Genomic DNA, 22,481 nt, shown 5'->3' on the forward strand with positions numbered 1-22,481 from the left:
CGCGGCGGGTGACAATGACTCCATGCTCAAGTGGGAGTACGCGCTGCTGGTCCGCCGCCGCCAGGCGGCCACCAACGACATCGGCTGGGAGGTCGTCTTCGTCTGGTACGGCCCGGACGGCTCCATGGTCGACGTGACGCCCTACGGCGACACCGCGCTGGCCCACCTGAACCGGGCCGGTGACCAGGGCTGGGAGTTGGTCGCGATGAGCGAGGATCCGTCCCTGCCCGGCAACAACGAGCTGCACCGCTACCACCTCAAGCGGCCCAAGCCGGCCGCCCCGCCGCCCCGGCAGCGGATGCGCGGCGGTCGCCCCCGGCGGACGATCAGCGGCTGACCGCCGTCCCGGGCCACCCGGGACGGGCGGAGCCGGCTCGCGGTACGGCGCGGGGCATACCGGGCGCAGATCCGGGTATCGGCCCGCGGGAGGTGGGCCCGGATGGTCGCGCTGGCACAGACCCCGCCCTCGGCCGAGCGGCTGCGGGCGATCGACGTATTCCTCGCCGAGGCGTGGGCCGACGAGGCCCGGCACGACGACCGGCTACGCGACCTCGCGGTGGAGGTGCGCTTCGACCGGGGGGTCGCCCACCTGAGCGGCGAGGTCGCCGAGCAGTCCGACCTGCGCCTGGTCCGGGACCGGGTGGGCCGGCTCGCCGGGGTGTTCGGCGTCTGGTGCCGGGTACGCGTCGCCGGGCGCGACCCGGTGGTGGTCGACCTGGGCTGCGGCGCCACCAAGCAGTGGCCGGGCAACCTGGGGCTGGACATCTTCCCCGCCCCCGGGGTGGACGCCGTGGCGGACCTCTCCGGCTCGCTGCCGCTGGCCGACGACTCGGTGGACGTGCTCTTCGCGGTGCACATCCTGGAGCACCTGGTCGACTTCCTGCCGCTGGTCGACGAGTGCCACCGGGTGCTCCGGCCGGGCGGCGTGCTGCACGTGATGAGCCCGTGGTGGCGGCACGTGAACGCGGTCGCCGACCCCACCCATGTCCGGCTGCTCGACGTGCAGACGGTCAAGGGGATCTGCCTCCAGCGCCCGCCGGGCACCCCGCGCTGGTACCCGCTGCACGTCGGCTGCGACGGGGCCTCGATCTTCGCCGACCTCACCCCGCTCGCCCCGGACGCGGACGGCCCCACCCCCGCCCACCTGGCCCGCTTCTTCGACTGACCCGTCCCACCTGGCGAAAACGCGCGGCCGGGCGCGCGCGTGCGCCCGGCCGGTGACGCTCCTCGGCGCAGCCGGGCGTCCGGGGCGCGCACGTCCGCGGGCCGGTGACGCTGCGGAGCCGGCGGGCGTCAGCGACCCAGGGTGCTCTCGCGGGGCGTCAGGCGCCAGGGGGCGGAGAGTTCCCGGGGCGGCGCGGCGCGGTCGCCGTCGATGCGGCCGGCCAGCAGTTCCACGGCCAGCCGGGCGATGCGTTCCTTGTCGGGGGCGATGGTGCTCAGCGTCGGCACGGAGAAGCGGCCGTCCTCGATGTCGTCGAAGCCGGCCACCGCGACGTCCTCGGGGACCCGCAGGCCCGCCTCGTGCAGGGCGCGCAGGGCACCCAGGGCGAGGGTGTCGTTGAAGCAGAAGACCGCGTCGGGGCGTACGCCGGAGGCCAGCAGCGCGCGCATCGCGGCGGCGCCGTCCGCGCGGTGCCAGGCCGACGCGGGCGCCACCAGCCGCTCGTCGTAGGCGATGCCGGCGTCGGCGAGCGCGGCGGTGTAGCCGGCGAGCCGGAGCCGGGCGCTGGCCCCCTCCGGGGTGCGCTGCGAGCCGACGGCGGCGATCCGACGGCGGCCGAGCCCGAGCAGGTGGGCGGTGAGTTCCCGGGCGGCGCCCACGTTGTCGATGCCGACGTGGTCGGCGGGGCCGTGGTCGACCCGCTCGCCGAGCAGCACCATCGGGGTGCCGTCGAGCCCGGTCAGGTCCTCCGCGGTGAGCGCCAACGGGCTGAAGATCAACCCGTCGATGAGGTGCTCGGTGATGCCGGAGGCGACCACCCGCTCCTGCTCGTGGCCGCCACCGGTCTGGTCGATGAGCACCGTCCAGCCCAGCTCGGCCGCGGCCGTGACGACGTGCCGGGCCAGCTCGGCGAAGTAGGGGATGTCCAGCTCGGGCACGGCCAGCGCGATCACGCCGGTGCGCCCCTTGCGCAGGTTGCGCGCGGAGAGGTTGGGCCGGTAGTTCAGCTCGGCGATGGCCTCCTCGACCCGGGCCCGGGTGTCGGGGCGGACGTGCGCGTAGCCGTTGACCACGTTGGAGACGGTCTTGACCGAGACGCCGGCCCGCTCCGCCACGTCCTTGAGTCTGTGTCGCACCGCGCCACCTCCCGCCACGACTGCGCACTTTACCGCGTGGCCAGGTCTTTACAACGTTGCTTACAACGTTGTAGAAACCAGGGACACCGGGTGACCACGGTCACTCGGTGACCGGTGACGAGGAAAGGTGGCACCCCCTTGCGGACCGCGCAGCTCACGATCGACCCGGCCTTCGCGATCGGACCGGCCGACCGGCGACTCTTCGGCTCGTTCGTCGAGCACATGGGCCGCTGCGTCTACGGCGGGATCTACGAGCCCGGGCACCCGAGCGCGGATCCGCGCGGGCTGCGCCGGGACGTGCTGGAGCTGACCCGGGAGCTGGGCGTGTCGGTCGTCCGCTACCCCGGCGGCAACTTCGTCTCCGGCTATCGCTGGGAGGACGGCGTCGGCCCGGTCGGCGACCGTCCCCGCCGCCTCGACCTGGCCTGGAAGACGATCGAGACCAACGCCTTCGGGCTGGACGAGTTCATGACCTGGGCCGCCACGGCCGGGGTGGAGCCGATGATGGCCGTCAACCTCGGCACCCGGGGCGTGCAGGAGGCCTGCGACCTGCTCGAATACACCAACCACCCGGGCGGGACCCAACTGTCCGACCTGCGCCGCAAGCACGGTGCCGAGGAGCCGTACGGGGTGCGGCTCTGGTGCCTGGGCAACGAGTTGGACGGCCCGTGGCAGGTCGGCCACAAGACCGCCGACGAGTACGGTCGGCTGGCCGCCGAGACCGCCCGCGCCATGAAGATGATCGACCCCTCGATCAGCCTGGTCGCCTGCGGCAGCTCCAACCGGCGGATGCCCACGTTCGCCTCCTGGGAGGCGACCGTCCTGGAGCACACCTACGAGCACGTCGACTACATCTCCGCGCACACCTACTACGACCCGTCCGACGGCGACCAGGCCAGCATCCTGGCCTCCGCCGTCGACATGGACAACTTCATCCGGGACGTGGTCGCCACGGCCGACCACGTGGCGGCGAAGCGGCGGGACAGGCGCAAGCTCAAGGTCTCCTTCGACGAGTGGAACGTCTGGTACGAGTCCCGGCTGAAGGCCGACCTGGACCGGCGCGGCTGGGTGGAGGCCCCGGCGCTGATCGAGGACGACTTCACCGCCGTCGACGCGGTGGTGGTGGGCGACCTGCTGATCACCCTGCTCCGGCACGCCGACCGGGTCGGCGTGGCCTGCCAGGCGCAGCTCGCCAACGTGATCGCCCCGATCCGCACCCGCACCGGCGGGCCGGCCTGGCGGCAGAGCATCTTCCACCCGTTCGCGCTGACCGCCCGGCACGCCCGGGGCACGGTGCTGCGCACGGAGCCGGTCGGCCCGAGCTACGAGACGAAGAGGTACGGCGAGGTCCCGGTGCTCGACACGGTCGCCGTGCACGACGAGGAGACGGGCGAGCTGACGGTCTTCGCGGTCAACCGGGGCTCGGACGACCTGGCGCTGGGGCTCGACCTGCGCGGCCTGGCAGGACTGTCCGGCCAATCCCACCTGAGCCTCGCCGCCGGGGACGACCCGACGGCGACTAACACCGAGGCCGAGCCCGACCGGGTGACGCCCCGGCAGTTGCCCACCCCCACCACCGACGGCGGCCGGTGCTCCGTGCGCCTGCCGGCCGTCTCCTGGAACGTGCTGCGCTTCTCCCCCGTCGGTGGCTGACACCGCACCGGCCCTGGGCAGGCACAATTCATCCCGTCCCCCAAGGAGTGAAATCCGCATGATGCAGAACGAAATGAGCCGGCGGCGCCTGCTCGGCCTCGGCCTCGGGCTCGGCGCCGCGGCCTCGCTGACCCTGGCCGGTTGCGGCGGCGACGACGACAGCTCGGGCCCGGCGGCCGGCAACGGCGGCAAGGACTACACCGGCCCGAAGGTGGACCTGAAGCTGTGGAACGGGTTCACCGGCGGCGACGGTGACATCTTCAAGGCGCTGGTGAACCAGTTCAACACCGAGCACCAGAACATCGCCGTCTCGATCGCCACGTACCAGTGGGAGGACTACTACAACAAGCTCCCCGGCGCCGCCTCCAGCGGCAGCGGCCCGGACATCGCGGTCATGCACATGGACCAGCTCGCCACCTTCGCCGCCCGCGGCGTGATCACGGAGCTGGACGACGTGGCCAAGGCCCTGGAGCTCTCCGAGGGCGACTTCGCCCCCACCGTCTGGAAGGGCGGGCTCTACAACTCCAAGCGGTACGGCATCCCGCTGGACATGCACCCCCTCGGCTTCTACTACAACAAGGGGGTCATGCAGAAGGCCGGGCTCGACCCGAACAAGCCGCCGACGACGAAGGACGAGTACACCGCCGCGCTGACCGAGCTGAAGAAGTCCGGCGTGCAGGGCTTCTGGGTCAGCCCGTTCCAGTTCACCGGCGGCATGACCTTCTACTCCCTGCTGCACCAGTGGGGCGGCAGCGTGTTCGACGCCGAGGCCACCAAGGCCACCTTCAACTCGGACCAGGCCGTCGAGGCGTGCACCTGGCTGACCGACCTGATCAAGCAGGGCCACTCCCCGGCCAACGTCGGCCAGGACGCCGACTACCTGGCTTTCAAGAGCGGCAAGAACGCCTTCAACTGGAACGGCATCTGGCAGGTCAACGACCTGAAGAAGAGCCCGGAGGTCCAGTGGGGCGTCGCGCCGCTGCCGCAGATCGGCAGCCAGCCGGCCGCCTGGGCCAACTCGCACAACTTCACGATCGTCAAGCAGCGGGCCAACGACGCCAACAAGGTCTCGGCGGCGAAGGTCTTCATCAACTGGCTCAGCCAGCACTCGCTGGACTGGGCCAAGGGCGGCCAGGTGCCGGCCCGCAAGACGGTCCGGGAGAGCGCCGAGTTCAAGGCGCTGGCCGAGGTCAACGCGCTCGCCCCGGAGCTGGAGTACGCCGCCTTCCCGCCGGCGACCCCCGGCCTCGGCGAGGTCATGACGACGTTCTACAACTCGTTCAACGAGGCGGCGCTGGGCAAGAAGTCGCCGAAGCAGGCGCTGGACGACGGAGTGGCCAAGGCCAACAAGCAGCTGGAGGACAACCGCAAGAAGTACGGGAGCTGAGTTCCCGTGGCGGACGTGATCGAGGTCGGGGCGGCGCGCGGTGACGCGCCGCCCCCGGCGGCCGGCGCTGCCCGCCGGGGCACCTCGGCGGGCCGGACGGGGCGGCTGACGCCGTACCTCTTCCTGGCCCCGTACCTGGTCCTGTTCGGGGTCTTCGGCCTGCTGCCGATCCTGCTCGGGCTCTGGCTCAGCGTGCACCAGTGGGACTTCCAGTTGCCCAACCGGCCCTTCGTCGGGCTGGACAACTACCAGGAGCTGTTCTCCAGCGACTCGGCCGTCTACGGCGACTGGTGGCAGAGCGTCCGGGCGACGGCGATCTTCACCGTCTTCTCGGTGCCGCTGCTGGTGGTCGTCCCGCTCGGGCTGGCGCTGCTGCTGAACCGCTCGTTCCCCGGCCGGACCTTCTTCCGGGCGATCTACTTCGCGCCGTACGTGCTGGGTGTGGCGGTGATCGGCCTGCTCTGGCGCTTCCTGCTCGACGCCAACCTGGGCCTGGTGAACCGACTCGCCGGCATGGTCGGGCTGCCGGCCGACACCCCGTGGGTGACGGACGTGCCGTGGGCCTGGGTGTCGCTGGTCGGGGTGACCGTCTGGTGGACGTCCGGCTTCAACGCCGTGATCTACCTGGCCGGGCTCCAGGACATCCCGCAGGAGCTGTACGAGGCGGCCAAGGTGGACGGCGCGACCGCCTGGGAACGGTTCCGGCACGTCACGCTCCCCGGGCTGCGTCCGGTGCTGCTGTTCGTGATCACCACGACCGTGCTCGCCTCGGCGAACGTGTTCGGACAGTCGTTCCTGATCACCCAGGGCGCGCCGGGCACGGAGACCCGCACGGTGGTCTGGTTCATCGTCGAGGAGGGGCTGCGGGACAACGACGCCGGCCGCGCCGCCGCGATGAGCATCGTGTTCGCCCTGATGCTGGCGGTGGTGAGCATCGCCAACTTCCGCCTCTTCCGCTACCGGGAAGACTGAGGGGACCGCCATGACGACGCCCACGCGCACCCCCGCGCCGACCCGCGCCGGCGCACCGGCCGCCGGCCGCGGCCCGGCCACCGGGCTGCGCCGGACCGCGCTCTACGCCACCCTGGTCGCCCTCTCCCTGGTCTTCCTGATGCCGTTGGTGTGGATGGTCATCACCTCGCTGAAGACCTACACCGGGGCCCAGCAGATCCCGCCGACCTGGCTGCCGGACCCGATCTCCGGGTACGGCTACGAGCAGATCCTGAACAACTCGGCCAACCCCGTGCTGCGATGGTTCACCAACAGCATGCTGGCCGCCACGGCGCACGCGCTGCTGGTGCTGGCGACCGCCTCGATGGCCGCGTACGCCCTGGCGCGGATGCGGTTCCGCGGCCGCGGGGTGCTCTTCGCGCTGATCGTCGGGACGCTGTTCATCCCGCCGACCTCGCTGATCATCCCGAACTTCCTGATCGTCGACGAGCTGAACTGGATCGACACCCTGGCCGTGGTGATCGTCCCCGGTGCGGCGAGCGCGTTCGGGGTGTTCTTCCTGCGGCAGTTCTTCCTCTCCCTGCCCCGGGAGCTGGAGGAGGCCGCGGTGCTGGACGGCGCCAACCAGTGGCAGATCTTCTGGAAGGTGGTGCTGCCGCTGTCCAGGCCGGCGCTGGCCACCCTCGCGGTGCTGTCGTTCCTGACCAACTGGAACGACTTCCTCTGGCCGATCTTCGTGCTGTTCAGCCCGGAGACGCTCACCCTGCCGCCGGGTCTGGGTCTGCTCCAGGGCTCCTACGTCACCGACTACCCGGTGATCATGGCGGGGGCGGTACTGGCCAGCGTGCCGGTGCTGATCCTCTTCGTGCTCGCCCAGCGGCACATCATCCAGGGCGTCTCCCGCAGCGGCCTGAAGGGATGACGGCCGGGACGCCCCGGCGACGAGGCGCGGCGGCGGTGCTCGCCGCCGCGCTGCTCGCCGCCGGTTGCGGTGGCGACGAAGACCCTTCGAGCACGGGAGACGACGCGAGCATGTTCACCAACCCGGTCGTACGCACCGACGCGCCCGACCCGCAGGCCATCCGGGTCGGCGACACCTGGTATCTCTTCCACACCAACGCCGGTGGCCGCAACGTCCCGGTGCTCACCTCCCCAGACCTGGTCGACTGGACGCCGGTCGGCGACGCGCTGCCGGAGTTGCCGGCGTGGGCGGAGGCCGGGAAGAACTGGGCGCCGGAGGTGATCGAGCTGGCCCCGGACCGGTTCCTGCTCTACTACACCGTCGCGGGGCGGGAGTCCGGGCGGCAGTGCGTCGGCCGGGCGGTCGCCGACGCCCCGCAGGGGCCGTACCGGGACGACTCGACCGCCCCGCTGATCTGCCAGGCGGAACTGGGCGGGGCGATCGACGCCAGCCCCTTCCGGGACACCGACGGCAGCCTCTGGCTGCTCTGGAAGAACGACGGCAACGCCATCGGGGTGGACACCTGGATCTGGTCGCAGCGCCTCTCGGACGACGGGCTGCGTCTGGTCGGCGAGCCGACGAAGCTGCTGAAGCAGACGGAGCCGTGGGAGGGCGCCCTCGTCGAGGGGCCGTTCTTCCACCGGCACGACGGGAAGCTGTTCCTGTTCTTCGCCGCCAACGCCTACGACCGGGCCGAGTACGCCGAGGGCTACGCGGTCTGCGAGTCGCCGACCGGGCCGTGCGTGAAGGCCCCGGAGAACCCGATCCTGAGGACCAACGAGGTGGCCTCCGGGCCGGGGCACGCCTCGATGGTGGTCAAGGACGGGCGTACCTGGCTGCTCTACCACGCCTGGCCGCCCGGCCAGGAGGGCACCGTCGACCCGGGCCGCCAGGTCTGGCTCGACGAGGTCGTCTGGACCGACGGCAGGCCGGTGGTCAAGGGCCCGACGGGGAAGCCCCAGCCCCGCCCCTGACCCGCAGTTCCACCGAGCCGCAGGCGACGACGCGGCACCCGCCGACGGGTGCCGCGTCGTCGCGTACACGGGAACGAAGCCGGGCCGGGTCGCGGCCGGCGACCACCGGGGTTCCGGGGAGCCCGCCCCGGGATCAGACGGATGCAGGCTCGGCAGCGCGCTCCTCGACGGACGGGGAACGCTGGGCGAGACGGTTCTTCCGGTAGCCGTAGCCGAAGTAGATCAGCACGCCGAGCAGCATCCACGCGCCGAACCGCAGCCAGGTCTCCACCGACAGGTTGAGCATCAGGTAGAGGCAGGCCAGCGCCGACACGATCGGCAGCACCGGGGAGAACGGCACCCGGAACGGCCGGTCCAGGTCCGGCCGCCTGCGCCGCAGGATCGGCACCGCGGCCGAGACCAGCACGAACGCCGCGAGCGTGCCGATGCTGACCAGATCGGCCAGCGCCGACAGCGGCAGGAACCCCGCGAGCAGCGCGACCGCCACCGTCATGACCGCCGAGATCCGGTACGGGGTGCCCCAGCGCGGGTGCACCCTGGCGATCGACGGCGGGATCAGCCCGTCCCGGCTGATGGCGAAGCCGATTCGGCCCATGGCCACCAGGTCGACGAGGATCACGCTGGTCAGGCCGGCGACGGCGGCGATGGAGACCAGGACGCCGGCCCAGTCCGCGCCGGCCGCCTCGAACGCCGCCGCGATGGGGGCGCTCCGATCGATCTCGTGGTACGGCACCATGCCCACCACGACCAGCGAGACGCCGACGTACAGCACGGTGGAGATCAGCAGCGTGCCGAGCAGGCCGAGGGTGAGGTCCCGGCGGGGCCGCTTCGTCTCCTCGCCGAGGTTGGCCACCGCCTCGAAGCCGGTGTACGCGAAGAAGACCACCGCGGCGGCGCTGAGCACCCCGACGAAGCCGAAGACCGAGGGCTCCAGGCCGAAGAGGGCCTGCGTGACGGGCTGCTTGATGCCGTCCTCGCCGCCGTCGGCGGGCTGCGCCGGCGGGATGAACGGGGTGAGGTTCGCCGCCTTCACGAGGAACAGGCCCGCGATCACGATGAAGACGCAGATGGCGACCTTGACCAGCACCAGCAGGTTGGTGACCCGGGCGGACTCGCGGATGCCGACGATCGCCACGACGCCGAGCAGCAGCACGATGCCGATGGCGCCGACGTTGACGACGCTGCCCTCCTCGCCGAACCAGGCGGTGGGCAGGCCGACGAGCTCGGCGAGGTAGCCGGACCAGCCGCGGGCCACCACCGCCGCGCCGAGGGCGAACTCCAGCAGCAGGTCCCAGCCGATGATCCAGGCGGCGATCTCGCCCATGGTCGCGTACGCGTAGGTGTAGGCGCTGCCGGCGGTCGGCACGCTGGACGCCAGTTCGGCGTAGCAGAGGGCGGCGAGCAGGGCTACCAGGCCGGCGATGCCGAACGAGATCACCACGCCCGGCCCGGCGCTGTCCCGGGCCTCGATGCCGGTGAGGGTGAAGATGCCGGTGCCGATCACGATGCCGATGCCGAAGCCGGTGAGGTCGCGCGCGCCGAGTCGCCGCCTCAGGCCGGGACCGCCGTCGGCGCCGTCCGCCGCGCCCTGGGCCATCACGTCCTTGATCGGCTTGGTACGCAGCATGGACACCGCGCGCTCACCCCTCCCCACCGCCCGGACCGCCCCCGCGGCGGCCGGTGACCGGCGATGCTACCCAGGGCGTACCCTCCCCAACCGCCACTTCTCGGCCCATTAGGGTCATGACCCGGCGTGTGCGCATGATCACTGTCGGCGCGGGTGAGCCCGGCCACACGGCGGAGCCGAACCCGACGGACGGACCGATCCGGCGCAGACCCTTGCGCCGGACCCGTGAGGTGTGAAAATTTCCTACCAAGCGGCAGATAGTCGACGGCGAATCTTGCCGGTAGCGCCGCGATGAACCCCTGACACGGGAGCCCCAACGAAGGGACACACCGCATGAAGGCAACTCGGCTCGGAGCCGCCGGGCTGGCCGCCGCACTGCTCGGCGCACTCGTCGCCGCCACCCCCGCGAACGCGGCGCCCGACGCGGCCACCACCGCCTCCACCACCACCTGCGTCACCGACCCGGCCACGCCGAAGCGGCAGTTCCGGGCCATGTGGATCTCCTCGGTCGTCAACATCGACTGGCCGACCAAGGCGTCCCAGACCGCACCCGACCGCATCGCCACGCAGAAGGCCGAATACCGCTCGCTGCTCGACCTCGCCGAGCGGCTCAACCACAACGCCGTGGTCGTCCAGGTCCGGCCGACCGCCGACGCGTTCTGGCCGTCGCCGCACGAGCCCTGGTCGGAGTACCTGACCGGGGTCCGGGGCGAGAACCCGGGCTGGGACCCGCTGGCCTTCCTGGTCGCCGAGGCCCACGAGCGGAACCTGGAGTTCCACGCCTGGTTCAACCCGTACCGCATCTCCATGCCCGCCCCGGGCGGCGCCGGCGCCGACATCAGCAAGCTGGCGCCCAACCACCCGGCGCGGGAGCACCCGGAGTGGACCTTCGCGTACCCGCCGGCCGGCGTCGCCGGCAGCCGGCTCTACTACAACCCCGGCGTCCCCGAGGTCCGCGAGTTCGTCCAGACCGCGATGATGGACGCGGTCAAGCGGTACGACGTCGACGGCGTGCACTTCGACGACTACTTCTACCCCTACCCGAGCGGCACCCACCAGGTGCCCGACGACGCCACCTTCGCGGCGCACAACCGGGGCTTCACCAACAAGGCCGACTGGCGGCGGGACAACATCAACCTGCTGATCCAGGAGATGAACGCCAAGATCAAGGCCGAGAAGCCGTGGGTGAAGTTCGGCGTCAGCCCGTTCGGCATCTGGCGCAACCAGTCGGTCGACCCGCTGGGCTCGGACACCACCGGCAGCCAGTCGTACGACATCATCTCCGCCGACACCCGCAAGTGGGTCAAGGAGGAGTGGATCGACTACATCGTGCCGCAGCTCTACTGGTACATCGGCCAGTACCCGGCCGCCGACTACGCCCGGCTGGTCCCGTGGTGGGCGGACGTGGTCAAGGGCACCCGGGTGCAGCTCTACATCGGGCAGGCCGACTACAAGAGCGGTGACCCGGTCTACGGCTCGTTCTGGATGAACCCGCGCGAGCTGTCCGACCACCTGACGCTCAACCGGGCGCACCCCGAGGTGCTGGGCAACGTCCACTTTTCGGCCGTGCAGGTCCGGGCCAACCGGCTCGGCGCGACCGACATCTACGCCGCCGAGCACTACTCGCGGCCGGCGTTGATCCCGACCATGCCGCACCTGCCGTCGAAGCCGCTGCTCATGCCGGTGGTCACCAAGGCCGCGCGGCAGGACGACGGGGTCCGGCTGAACTGGCTCCAGCCGGCCGACGGCGCGGGCCCGCTCGGCACCGCCACGTCGTACGCGATCTACCGCTTCGACGGGGTCGGCCTGGCCGGCCGGTGCGACTTCGCCGACGCGGCGCACCTGGTCGACACGGTCCGCGCCGACGCCGACAACCGGACCCAGTCCTGGGTGGACACCACGGCCGAGGCCGGCAAGCGGTACACCTACTACGTGACCGCGCTCGACCGGCTCGCGAACGAGAGCCCGGCCAGCCCGCCGGCGTTCGTCCGCTGACGTCCCACCGGATGCCCCGGGTGCCGCTGGCACCCGGGGCATCCGTCTGTTTCCACGCCTGTGACCAATCGTCGACTCCCCCGCAGCTCCGCGCGCGGCCATCGATCGAAACCGGGTCAGGCGTGCTCGGTGTGGCGGTCCGGCGTGACCGGCCGGCGCGGGGCCGGGCGGGCCGGGTCCCCGCCGAACCGGGTCGAATCCGCCGCCAGGTCCGGGTGCTCGACGCCGAGCGCCAGGGCCGCCGCCTCCTCCAGCCCCAGCTCCGCCCCCTCGCCGTACGCGGCGTCGAAGGCCGCGTCGCCCAGCGCCCTGCGCAGCTCCCCCTGCCGCTGCGCCCAGTACGCCCCGTAGATGCCCGGGGTGCACCGCATGCTGGCCCGGATCGCGCCCGCCGCGCCGAAGAGCCGGGCGGCCGTCAACCCGTCGCCACCGGCGGCGCAGCGCACCGCGAGCGCGTGCAGCGTGTCGCAGGCCCGGCCGTGGAAGCCGTGGCTCATCCGGGAGCGGAGCGCCACCTGGAGGTGCTCGTGCGCGGCGATCAGGTCGCCGCGGGCCAGGGCCACCATCCCGAGCAGCATGTCGACCGAGCGCCGCCCCCGCTCGACCGGGCGGGCCGCCTCCACCGGGCGGGCCGCGCCCAACAACTCGGCGGCCTCGTCCAGGGCACCCCGCCGCCAGAGCAGCTCGGCCAGGCTGAACACGGCGAACAGCGCGTCGCCCACCACGTCCTCGTCGTGCGCCCAGTCGATGACCTCCCGGCAGACCCGCTCGGCCTCCGCGAACTGTCCCATGTCGACCAGCGGGGCCGCCCGCCCCGCGAGCACCCGGGCGAGCAGGGCCGCGTCGCCGGCCTGCCGGGCCGCCGCCTCCGCCCGCTGGGAGAAACGCAGCTCCTCGGCGAACTCGCCGTCCGCGCCGGCGTGCAGCGAGTGCATGTGGTACGCCGCCGCCAGCTCGGCCTCCGGGATCCGCTCCCCGGTCTCGGCGATCCGGCCGTACAGCCGGAACAGCCAGAGCCGCCCCTCCCGGGCCAGGCCCCGCTCCCGCCACCACTGGTCCAGGCCACCGGCCAGCCGCAGCCCGGCCCGGGCGCTGCCACCGGTCGCGCACCAGCGCAGCGCGGCGCGCAGCTCGCCGGCGAGCGGGTCCAGGGCGTAGAGCGAGAGCGTGACCGGCCGCCCGTCCGGGCCGAGGTGCGCCCGCTCCAGCGCGTGCGCCGACCAGGCCACGTGCCGGTCCCGGGCGGCCTGCTCCTCCCCCGCCTCCGCCAGCCGCCGGGCCGCGTACGCCCGGATCGGGTCCAGCATCCGGTAGGTGCTGCCCGAGGCGTGCGGCTCGGCCAGCACCATCGACTTGTCGACCAGCACGGAGAGCGGGTCGAGCGGATCGGTGCCGAGCAGCCACTCCACCGCCGCCAGGTCCACCGGGCCGGCGAAGACCGCCAGCCAGCGCAGCAACCGGGCGGCGCGCGGCCCCAGCGTCCGGTACGACCAGGTGACCGTGGCCTGCATGGTGAGGTGCCGTTCGGTGGCGGACCGCTGCACCGCCCGGGTCGCCGGGGTCGGCGGCGACACCCCGACGGCCGCGGCGACCAGGTCCACCGTGTCCTGCTGGTTGCCCGACCAGCCCCGCTCCACCGGCGGCGGCTCCAGGTCCGCCCGGCCCGCGTCCAGCGTGCCCAGCACGTCGTCGAGGCGCTCGGCGAGCTGACCGACCGAGAGCACCCGCAGCCGGGCCGCCGCCAGCTCGATGGCGAGCGGCAGCCCGTCCAACCGCCGTACCACCCGGCGCAGGTCGGCCGACTCGGCCGGATCCGGCTGCCGGCCGCCCCGGGCCGCCGCCGTCCGGTCCAGCAGCAGCGCGACCGCGTCGCTCTCCGCCCCGTCCACCGGCGGGTCGACCGACAGCGGCGGGATCCGCCAGACCACCTCGCCGGGCAGGCCGAACGACTCCCGGCTGGTGGCGAGCACCTGCACGCCCACCCCGCCGGCGAGCAGCCGGGAGATCACGTCGGCGGAGGCGGCGGGCTGGGCGTCGCAGGTGTCCAGGACGACCAGCATCCGGCGCGCGGCCGCGTACTCCACCAGGGTCTCGACCATCGGGCGGCCGGGCTCGGGGCGCAGGCCGAGCACGGCGGCGACGGCGAACGCCACCAGACCCGGGTCGGTGACCGCGGCGATGTCGACGAACCAGACGCCGTCCGGGTACGCCTCCACCAGGTCGGCGGCGAGCTCCACGGCGAGCCGGGTCTTGCCGGCGCCGCCCGCGCCGAGCACGGTGACCAGCCGGTGCGCCTCCACCAGCCGGCGCAGCTCGGCACGCTCGGCCTGCCGGCCGACGAACGAGGTGACCTGGGTGGGCAGGTTGTGCGCGATCGCGTCGGCGGTACGCGGCCGCGGGAACTGCCGCTCCAGGCCGGGGGCGACCAGTTGGAAGAGACGCTCCCGGTCGTCGAAGCCACGCAGCCGGTGCAGGCCCAGGTCCAGCAGGGACGCGCCGGCCGGCAGCGGGTCGGCGTGCCGGGCGGTCGACGCCGAGCAGAGCACCTGCCCGCCGTGCGCGGCGGCGGCGACCCGGGCCGCCCGGTGCACCTCGGGGCTGGCGTACTCGCCGTCACGCGGCTCGGCCCGGCCGGTGTGCAGGCCCATCCGGACCCGGGGCACGGCGTCCGGCGTGGGCCAGTCGTGGCTGGCCAGGGCCCGCTGCGCGGTCAGGCACGCGGTCAGGGCGGCGGTCGCGTCGCCGAAGGCGAGGAAGAACGAGTCGCCCTCGGTCAACAGCTCCGCGCCCTCGGTGGCGGCTATCGTCCGGCGCAGCAGGCGGCGGTGCTCCCGCAGCACCGGCCGGTAGTCCGGGCCGAGCATCTGCGCCAGCCGGGTCGAGCCCTCGATGTCGGTGAACACGAAGGTCACCCACCCGCTCGGGAGGTGGATCCGTGGCGACATGCGTGGGACCTCCCCCGTGACGTCGACTCATGCTGCCTGATACCCGACCGTCACGCATCGTGAGAACGGCCCGGCCGGGTTCGGACTCGAAGGTGCCCGGCGACCTCGGCGCGGACGGACGGGGCCGGCCCGACGGTCGGCGGACGCCGACGCGTCAGCAGCCGCAGGCGCCGCCGCAGCAGCCACCACCACCGGCGGCGGGAGCGGCCGCGCCGCCGACCGCGCCGCGACCCTGGCCGGTGACGGCGACCGTGGAGAGGAGCTTGACGGTGTCCGTGTGTCCCCACGGGCAGGGCGCCGGCTCGCCGGCCTGCGCCATCGGACGGTTGACCTCGAAGGTGTCGCCGCACGCGCGGCAACGGAACTCGTACCGGGGCATGACACCAGGGTACGGCCGGGCCTGACTCCCGAGGAGACATGGGTGATACTCAACTTGTGGTGGACGGCGAGGACAGATCGACCCTTCGGCCCCTGCGACCGGCCGTGCCGCCCGACGGGCCACCCGCCGGCTCCGGGGCCGCCGCCGGGTCGCCGCCGCGGCCGCCCCGTCCCCGCCGCCCGTGGCTGAGATCCGAGACCACGGCCGACGCCCCGCCGGCCCCTCCCGCCGCACCGTCCAGCCCGGACGCCCCGCCAGCCGGGTCGGCACCCGCAGCCACGCGGAGGCAGGGCGACGACACGGCCGACGCGAAGCCCGGCGACGTCGCCGGCCCGCCCGCCGCCGAGCCGGTCGACATCACGAGCCGGCCGGTCGCCACCGCGAAGCCGACCGACGCGCCCGACACCCCCGCCGACGCGAAGCCGGCGGGCCCGCCCCCCGCCGCCGCGAAGCCGGCCGGCCCGCCCGCGGCCGACGCGAAGCCCGAAGGCCGTCCGGCCGGCGCGGGCACGCCCGGCGACTCCGGCCCACCCGCCGACGCGAGATCCGCCGGCACGCCCGTTACGAAGGCGATGCCCGGCGACACCGCCGGCACGAAGGCCGATGGCTCCGGCGCCGGCACGAAGGCCGGTGGTTCCGGGGCCGGCGCCGCGGGCGGCTCCGCCGGGTCGACGCCGGAGGGAAGGAACGACCTGGCGGCGACGAAGGTCGACGTGCTCACCAACGGGCCGGCCACGCGAGCCCGCCGACACCGGGTGCCGTTCGCGCACGCCGTACGCCTGCCGCCGCCGCGCCGGGCGGCGGCGATCGCGGTCCGGGCCACCCGGGACTGGTCGCGGCGCCCCAGCGGACGGCTCACCCTGCCCGGGGTGTTCCTGCTCGCCCTGGTCGCGGCGACCGCCGCCGCGGGCGCGCTGCTGGTGCCCGCGACGGTCCGCGCGCCCCGCCCGGTCGCCGACGCCGCCTCCGTCGCGCCGACGGCGGCCCCGCAGCAGCCGCTGCCCGGCGGGCTGCCGCTGCCCACCCAGACGGTGCCACCACTCGGCACGCTGCCGACCGGCCCGGCCGTCGGCGGGGTGACCACCGGCCGGCCCGCGGACGCGCTCGCCGGTTGGGCCGCGGAGGTCGGCCCGAAGGTGGGCATCTCGCCGGTGGCCATGCAGGCGTACGGCTACGCCGAGCTGGTGCTCGCCCAGACCAACCGCAGTTGCGGCCTGAGCTGGACCACGCTGGCCGCCATCGGTTTCGTCGAGTCCGGGCACGGCCAGGCCAACAACGCCCGGCTCGGCCAGGACGGCAAGGCGCTTCCCGAGATCATCGGCCTGCCGCTGGACGGGCAGGGCAACCGGATGCGGATCGCCGACACCGACGGCGGGCGGCTGGACAAGGACACCACCTTCGACCGGGCGATCGGGCCGATGCAGTTCATCCCGACCACCTGGCAGGAGATCGGGGCGGACGCCGACAACGACGGGGTCAAGGACCCGCACGACCTGGACGACGCCGCCCTCGCCGCCGGCAACTACCTCTGCAAGGGCAGCCGGAACCTCACCATCCCGGCCGACTGGTGGAACGCGATCCTGTCGTACAACGACGTCCGCCAGTACGCCCAGGACGTCTTCGACACCGCCAACCGGTACGGACAGGCCAGCCGCACGTGAAGTGATCGTCCGCATACATTGGAGAACTGGACACTTCCGCCGGGCAGCCGTTAGCGGCAAGCTAGACAGGTGATGGTGCGCGAGTGGGACCCCAGGACCGCGTCGTCCGCCGAGATCGCGTCGCTGCTGGACACGCTGAACGCGGTCCTGGCGGCCGATTTGCCGCAGGATCCGCCGTGGCGGGAGGGTTCCCTGCGGGAATACCTCTCCGAGGTCATGCCCGGGGAGCGGCGGATCTCCTGGGTCGCCCAGGCGGAACCGGCCGCCGGCGGGGCGCCGGGAGCGATCCTCGGCCAGGTGAACGTGCTCCTGCTCGGCGACATCGGCGTGCTGGAGGTGCTGGTGCACCCCTCGCAGCGGCGCAACGGGCTCGGCCGTGACCTGGTCCTGGTCGCCGCCCGCCGGGTCTACCAGGAGGGCTTCCAGTCGATCGGGGTGGAGGTGGTCGGCGACACCCCGGCCGTCGCCTTCTACGAGTCGCTCGGCTTCGCGAAGGAATACGTCGAGACGCGCAGCGTGCTCGACCTGTCCGGGGTGGACTGGGCCGAGCTGGCCGGGATGGCCACCGGCATCGGCGCGGGTTACCACCTGGAGTTCTGCCCCGGCGGGCCGCCGGACGACCTGATCGACGCGTACGCCCGGGCGAAGGCGGAGGTGCGCGACGTCGAGGACGGCGAGCTGCGCCCCAGCTCGTACGACCCGCAGCGGCTGCGGGACAGCCTGGACTGCCTGCACCGGCGGGGCATGAAGCCCTACATCGTGCTGGCCCGCCACGAGCAGACCGGGGAGGTGGCCGGCCTGACCGAGGTGGTCGTGCCCGCCCAGCACCCCACCCGCGCCGACCAGTACGACACCATCGTCGTGCAAGACCACCGGGGCTACGGCATCGACCGGGCGATCAAGGCGCGGATGCTGCTGGAGCTGCGCTCGGCGGAGCCGGAGCTGACCGAGGTGCAGACCTGGAACGCCCAGGCCAACGAGGCCATGCTGAAGGTCAACGCCGAGCTGGGCTACCGCCCGGACCGCGAGTGGTGCGAATACAGCGTCGACGTGGCCGAGCTGGTGCACCGTCTCGACGCCGGACGCTGACCGGAGAGTTCACGAAACCGTCCGGTGGGGGATGGACGGCGGTCAGCAGCGCCCCTTAACGTGCGTTAGTTCCCCGTCCACCCATCGTGGAGGCCTCATGCGCCCGCGCCGCACTCTTGCCGCGCTCGCGACCGCCACCGCCGCCGTAACCGTGGCGGCCGTCGGCGTCGCACCCACCGCGGCCAGCGCCGCGCCCACCGACCTGTTCATCTCCGAGTACGTCGAAGGCTCGTCGAACAACAAGGCGATCGAGCTGTTCAACGGCACCGGCGCCGCCGTCGACCTGACCGCCGGCGGCTACCAGCTCCAGTTGCACTTCAACGGCTCCACCACCCCGACGAACCTGGCGCTGAGCGGGACCGTCGCGGCCGGCGACGTCTTCGTGCTCGCGTCCGCCTCGGCCGCGCCCGCGGTCCTCGACCGGGCCGACCAGACCACGACCGCCAGCCTGTTCAACGGCGACGACGCGATCGTGCTGCGCCGGGGCGGCACGGTGCTCGACTCGATCGGCCAGGTCGGCGTCGACCCGGGCACAGAGTGGGGCGCCGGCGCCACCAGCACCGCCGACAACACGCTGCGCCGGTCGGCCGCCGTCACCGCCGGCGACACCGACCCCGCCGACGCGTTCGACCCGGCCGCGCAGTGGGCCGGGTTCCCGGTCGACACGTTCGACGGGCTCGGCACGCACACCGTCGACGGGGGCGGCCCCGTCGACGCGCCGGCGACGCTCACCTGCGGCCCGACGCTGGTGACCCCGGCCGGCACGGCGGCCACCCGCGAGGTCACCGCCACCGACGCCGACGACCGGATCGTGGACCTGACGGTCACCTCGGTCAGCCCGACCCCAGCCACCGGCTCCATCAGCCGCACGGCCGGCACCCCGGCCGACGCGGTCGGCGGCACCGCCCGCGCGACCGTCGCCGCGAGCGCCGACCTGGCCGCCGGGGCGTACACCGTGGTGCTGACCGCGACCGACGCGGACGGCGGCACCGCCACCTGTGCCCTGGCGGTGCAGGTCACCCGGGAGCTGACCGTCGGTGAGGTGCAGGGCCCGACCGCCGACGGCGAGTCCGGCCCGGCCGACCGGTCCCCGCTCGCGCCGGCGTCCGGCAACGGCACCAGCAGCACGCTGTACGACGTGCGCGGCGTGATCACCCAGCTGACCCTGGCCCGCGACTCGTCCGGCCGGGACCAGCGCGGCTTCTTCCTGCAGAGCCGGTCCGGCGCGACCGACGGCGACCCGACCAGCTCGGACGGCATCTTCGTCTTCATGGGCTCGTTCACCTCGCTGATCGGCGGCTACGTGCCGACGGTGGGCGACGAGGTGGTGCTCCGGGCGCGGGTCTCCGAGTACTTCAACTTCACCCAGCTCTCCGGCGCCTCGCTGGTCCGCAAGCTCGCCTCCGGCGTCGACGTCAACGCCGAGGTCGAGGTGGCCGACGCGGTGCCGCCAATCGAGGTGGCCGACGCGCAGCGGTTCTGGGAGCGGCACGAGGGCGCCCGGCTGCGGGTGCGGGCCGGCTCCGGCGCGGTGAGCGGGCGGAACGTCTTCGCCTCCACCGCCGACGGCGAGATCTTCGTGATCGACCGGGACGACCCGCTGCTGGACCGCGCCGACCCGTACGCCCGCCGGGTGTTCCGGGACGCGCACCCGCTCGACAACGACCCGAGCCGCCGCTTCGACGACGGCAACGGCCAGCGCATCCTGCTCGGCAGCATGGGGGTCAAGGGCGCCACGGGCGACAGCGGCGCGCTGCTCCCGCCCGCGCACACCTTCGACACGCTGACCGCCGACGCGGTGGGCGGGCTCTACTACTCGTTCGAGAAGTACGGCGTGCAGGTCGAGCGGGCCGCGTTCACCGGCGGGACCGACCCGTCGACGAACAACCCGCCGAAGCCGGCCAACCGGTCGGAGGAGGTCGCGGTCGCGACCTACAACGTCGAGAACCTGTACGACTACCGCGACGACCCGTTCGACGGCTGCGACTTCGCCGGCAACGCCGGCTGCACCGGGGTGCGCCCGCCGTTCGACTACGTGCCCGGCAGCGAGCAGGAGTACCGCGAGCAGCTCGCCGCGCTGGCCGACCAGATCACCACCGACCTGCACTCCCCGGACCTGATCCTGGTGCAGGAGGCGGAGGACCAGGACATCTGCGCGGTCTCCGGCGGCGAGCTGGTGTGCGGCGCCACCGACAACGCGGACGGCGCGCCGGACAGCCTCCAGGACCTGGCGCTGACCATCGCGGCGAACGGTGGCCCGGCCTACGCCGCCGCGTACGACCGGAGCGGCGCGGACGCGCGGGGCATCACCGCGGCGTTCCTGTACCGCACCGACCGCGTGTCGCTGGCCGAGGCGACCGCCGGCGACCCGCTGCTGGGTTCGACGCCGACGGTGACGTACCGGGGCGCACCGCTGCCGGGCAACGCGGACGTGCAGAACCCGAAGGCGCTCAACGCGGTGCTCCCCGCCGACGTGGACACGTCCACCGGCAAGGACGGCAACAACGTCTTCACCCGCGCCCCGCAGCTCGGCAGGTTCACCGTCGCCGCCGCGCCCGGCTCCGCCGAGCGGTACACGCTGTGGGCCGCCAGCAACCACTACTCGTCCGGGCCGGACAGCCGGGTCGGGCAGCGCCGGGAGCAGGCCGCGTACGGCGCCGCGATCGTCACCGCGATCGAGGCGTCGGACCCGCACGCGCGGGTGGTGTACGGCGGGGACCTGAACGTCTTCCCCCGCCCCGACGACCCGATCGCCACGGCGGCGGAACCGACCCCGTCGGACCAGCTCGCCCCGCTGTACGAGGCCGGCATGCGCAACCTGTGGGACGACCTGCTCGCCGACGCGCCGTCGTCCGCCTACTCGTACAGCTTCGAGGGGCAGGCGCAGACGCTGGACCACCTGTTCGTCAACGGCGCGCTGCACCGGGACCTGGTGGAGATGCGGGCCGCGCACATCAACGCCGACTGGCCGGCCGAGCACGCCGGCGACGGCACGCGCGGCTCCAGCGACCACGACCCGCAGGTGGCCCGGTTCCGCTCGCGGGCCTCGCTGAGCGTCGCCGACGTGTCGGTTGTCGAGGGCGACAAGGGCGCTCGGCAGCTCGCCTTCACCGCCACCGTGTCCCGGCCGCTGTCCCAGCCGGTGGTGCTCTGCGCCACCACGTACGGCACCACGGCCCAGGCCGGCGCCGACTACGACCCGTACGTCGGCTGCAAGGTCCTGGCCGCCGGGCAGACCTCGCTGGCCTTCCCGGTGACCGTGCACGGTGACCGGAAGCGGGAGGCCGACGAGAAGCTGACGCTGCTGGTGGCCGGCGTGCCCGGGCTGCGCCTCGCCGACCCGGTCGCGGTGGGCACCATCACCGACGACGACTGAACGTCGTTCGACGGCCCGCCGGCCAGGGGGTTCCCTGGCCGGCGGGCCGTCTCTGGTTCGGCGGGGGCGTCGGTCGTGCCGTCACCGTCCCGGTCGGCGCGCCCCGCCCGCAGTCGCCCTTCTGACCAGCACATCTGCCGGCCCACGCGAGGCGGGGGCGGGACTCTCCGCGTCGGGAGCGGTCAGTAGCGCTGGCGGAGGAGCTGGGCGGCCTCGACCGCCCAGTAGGTGAGGATGATCTGCGCGCCGGCCCGCCGGATCGAGGTCAGCGACTCCAGCATGGCCCGCTCCCGGTCGATCCAGCCGTTCGCGGCGGCCGCCTCCACCATCGCGTACTCGCCGGAGACCTGGTAGGCGGCGACCGGGACGTCGACCGCCGCGCGGACCGCCGACACCACGTCGAGGTACGGCAGCGCCGGCTTGACCATCACGAGGTCGGCGCCCTCGGCGACGTCCAGCTCGACCTCGCGCAGTGACTCCCGCAGGTTGGCCGGGTCCTGCTGGTAGGTGTGCCGGTCGCCTTCCAGGGCCGACTCCACCGCCTCACGGAACGGGCCGAAGAAGGCCGAGGCGTACTTGACGGCGTACGCCAGCACGGCCACGTCTTGGTGGCCCGCGGCGTCGAGCGCCCGGCGCACCACGCCGACCTGGCCGTCCATCATCCCGGACGGCCCGACCATCCCGACCCCGGCGGCGGCCTGGGCGACCGCCATCTCGGCGTACGCCTCCAGGGTGGCGTCGTTGTCGACGCCGCCGTCGGGGGTGAGCAGGCCGCAGTGGCCGTGCGAGGTGAACTCGTCCAGGCAGAGGTCGCTCATCACCACCGTGGCGTCGCCCACCTCGGCGACGACGTCGCGGATCGCGACGTTGAGGATGCCGTCCGGGTCGATCCCGCCGGACCCGGTGGCGTCGCGCCGCTCGGGCACGCCGAAGAGCATGATCCCGCCGACGCCCGCCTGGACCGCCTCGGCGGCGGCCTTGCGCAGCGACTCCCGGGAGTGCTGGAGCACCCCCGGGAGCGACGCGATCGCCCGCGGTTCCGTCAGCCCTTCCTTGACGAACATCGGCACGACCAGCTCGGCCGGGTCGATGCGGGTCTCGGCCACCAGCCGCCGGACGGCCGCGTTGCGGCGCAGCCGGCGGGGCCGGATCTCGGGGTACGGCATCACGGGCCTCCTGCTA

16 protein-coding genes are annotated in these 22,481 nt (G+C 73.4%); 11 read left to right on the forward strand and 5 right to left on the reverse strand.

The annotated features are described in order from the left end of the window. Positions 1-22 precede the first annotated feature (22 nt). Positions 23-337 (forward strand): hypothetical protein, encoded by a 315-nt coding sequence (locus ACGF7U_RS12685; protein WP_393105842.1) that lies wholly within the window; start codon positions 23-25, stop codon positions 335-337. 102 nt (positions 338-439) lie between these two features. Beyond that, a complete protein-coding gene (locus ACGF7U_RS12690) occupies positions 440-1,165 on the forward strand; it encodes a methyltransferase domain-containing protein (RefSeq protein ID WP_393105843.1) in 726 nt (241 codons plus the stop codon). 128 nt (positions 1,166-1,293) lie between these two features. On the opposite strand, the gene ACGF7U_RS12695 is transcribed toward ACGF7U_RS12690, so the two are convergent. Beyond that, positions 1,294-2,301, reverse strand: coding sequence for a LacI family DNA-binding transcriptional regulator (locus tag ACGF7U_RS12695; RefSeq protein WP_393105845.1), 1,008 nt, complete (start codon positions 2,299-2,301; stop codon positions 1,294-1,296). A 138-nt stretch (positions 2,302-2,439) separates the two neighbouring features. Here ACGF7U_RS12695 and ACGF7U_RS12700 point away from each other — a divergent pair, with 138 nt between their 5' ends. From ACGF7U_RS12700 to ACGF7U_RS12720, 5 genes are read left to right on the forward strand one after another with little or no spacing between them, the layout of a single operon-like run. Further along, a complete protein-coding gene (locus tag ACGF7U_RS12700) occupies positions 2,440-3,954 on the forward strand; it encodes an alpha-N-arabinofuranosidase (RefSeq protein ID WP_393105847.1) in 1,515 nt (504 codons plus the stop codon). Between the two features lie 58 nt (positions 3,955-4,012). Further along, the gene (locus tag ACGF7U_RS12705; protein ID WP_393105849.1) at positions 4,013-5,341 is read left to right on the forward strand and encodes an ABC transporter substrate-binding protein; all 1,329 of its coding nucleotides are present in this window, start codon (positions 4,013-4,015) and stop codon (positions 5,339-5,341) included. Positions 5,342-5,347: 6 nt separating this feature from the next. Further along, positions 5,348-6,313 carry a carbohydrate ABC transporter permease gene (locus ACGF7U_RS12710; protein WP_393105851.1) on the forward strand — a complete coding sequence of 322 codons (966 nt, stop codon included), beginning with the start codon at positions 5,348-5,350 and terminating at the stop codon, positions 6,311-6,313. 10 nt (positions 6,314-6,323) lie between these two features. Beyond that, complete coding sequence (locus ACGF7U_RS12715; protein ID WP_393105853.1) at positions 6,324-7,214, forward strand: carbohydrate ABC transporter permease; 891 nt, start codon at positions 6,324-6,326, stop codon at positions 7,212-7,214. Further along, positions 7,211-8,227 carry a glycoside hydrolase family 43 protein gene (locus ACGF7U_RS12720; protein ID WP_393105856.1) on the forward strand — a complete coding sequence of 339 codons (1,017 nt, stop codon included), beginning with the start codon at positions 7,211-7,213 and terminating at the stop codon, positions 8,225-8,227. The genes ACGF7U_RS12715 and ACGF7U_RS12720 overlap by 4 nt, the downstream gene beginning before the upstream one ends. Before the next feature lie 133 nt (positions 8,228-8,360). On the opposite strand, the gene ACGF7U_RS12725 is transcribed toward ACGF7U_RS12720, so the two are convergent. Further along, the gene (locus ACGF7U_RS12725; RefSeq protein WP_393105858.1) at positions 8,361-9,860 is read right to left on the reverse strand and encodes an amino acid permease; all 1,500 of its coding nucleotides are present in this window, start codon (positions 9,858-9,860) and stop codon (positions 8,361-8,363) included. 327 nt (positions 9,861-10,187) lie between these two features. On the opposite strand from ACGF7U_RS12725, the gene ACGF7U_RS12730 reads away from it, so the two are divergent. Further along, on the forward strand, positions 10,188-11,849 hold the full coding sequence (locus ACGF7U_RS12730; protein ID WP_393105860.1) for a glycoside hydrolase family 10 protein: 1,662 nt from the start codon (positions 10,188-10,190) through the stop codon (positions 11,847-11,849). A 116-nt stretch (positions 11,850-11,965) separates the two neighbouring features. Here ACGF7U_RS12730 and ACGF7U_RS12735 read toward each other — a convergent pair whose 3' ends face one another. Together ACGF7U_RS12735 and ACGF7U_RS12740 are read right to left on the reverse strand one after the other, a co-directional pair. Beyond that, the gene (locus tag ACGF7U_RS12735; RefSeq protein ID WP_393105862.1) at positions 11,966-14,794 is read right to left on the reverse strand and encodes an ATP-binding protein; all 2,829 of its coding nucleotides are present in this window, start codon (positions 14,792-14,794) and stop codon (positions 11,966-11,968) included. Positions 14,795-14,948: 154 nt separating this feature from the next. Next, on the reverse strand, positions 14,949-15,173 hold the full coding sequence (locus ACGF7U_RS12740) for a zinc ribbon domain-containing protein (RefSeq protein WP_393105864.1): 225 nt from the start codon (positions 15,171-15,173) through the stop codon (positions 14,949-14,951). Positions 15,174-15,529: 356 nt separating this feature from the next. On the opposite strand from ACGF7U_RS12740, the gene ACGF7U_RS12745 reads away from it, so the two are divergent. The 3 genes from ACGF7U_RS12745 (at position 15,530) to ACGF7U_RS12755 (ending at position 21,299) form a co-directional block, all read left to right on the forward strand. Beyond that, entirely contained in the window at positions 15,530-16,834 is a 1,305-nt protein-coding gene (locus ACGF7U_RS12745) for a lytic murein transglycosylase (protein ID WP_393106258.1), read from the forward strand. Between the two features lie 72 nt (positions 16,835-16,906). Continuing rightward, positions 16,907-17,923, forward strand: coding sequence for a GNAT family N-acetyltransferase (locus tag ACGF7U_RS12750; protein ID WP_393106260.1), 1,017 nt, complete (start codon positions 16,907-16,909; stop codon positions 17,921-17,923). A gap of 97 nt (positions 17,924-18,020) precedes the next feature. After that, a complete protein-coding gene (locus tag ACGF7U_RS12755; RefSeq protein ID WP_393105866.1) occupies positions 18,021-21,299 on the forward strand; it encodes a lamin tail domain-containing protein in 3,279 nt (1,092 codons plus the stop codon). A gap of 182 nt (positions 21,300-21,481) precedes the next feature. On the opposite strand, the gene hemB is transcribed toward ACGF7U_RS12755, so the two are convergent. Further along, positions 21,482-22,465 carry a porphobilinogen synthase gene (gene hemB / locus ACGF7U_RS12760; protein WP_393105868.1) on the reverse strand — a complete coding sequence of 328 codons (984 nt, stop codon included), beginning with the start codon at positions 22,463-22,465 and terminating at the stop codon, positions 21,482-21,484. Positions 22,466-22,481 lie beyond the last annotated feature (16 nt).

Source organism: Micromonospora sp. NPDC047670, assembly GCF_043204915.1.
In the GTDB taxonomy this organism is placed as follows: Bacteria; Actinomycetota; Actinomycetes; order Mycobacteriales; family Micromonosporaceae; genus Micromonospora.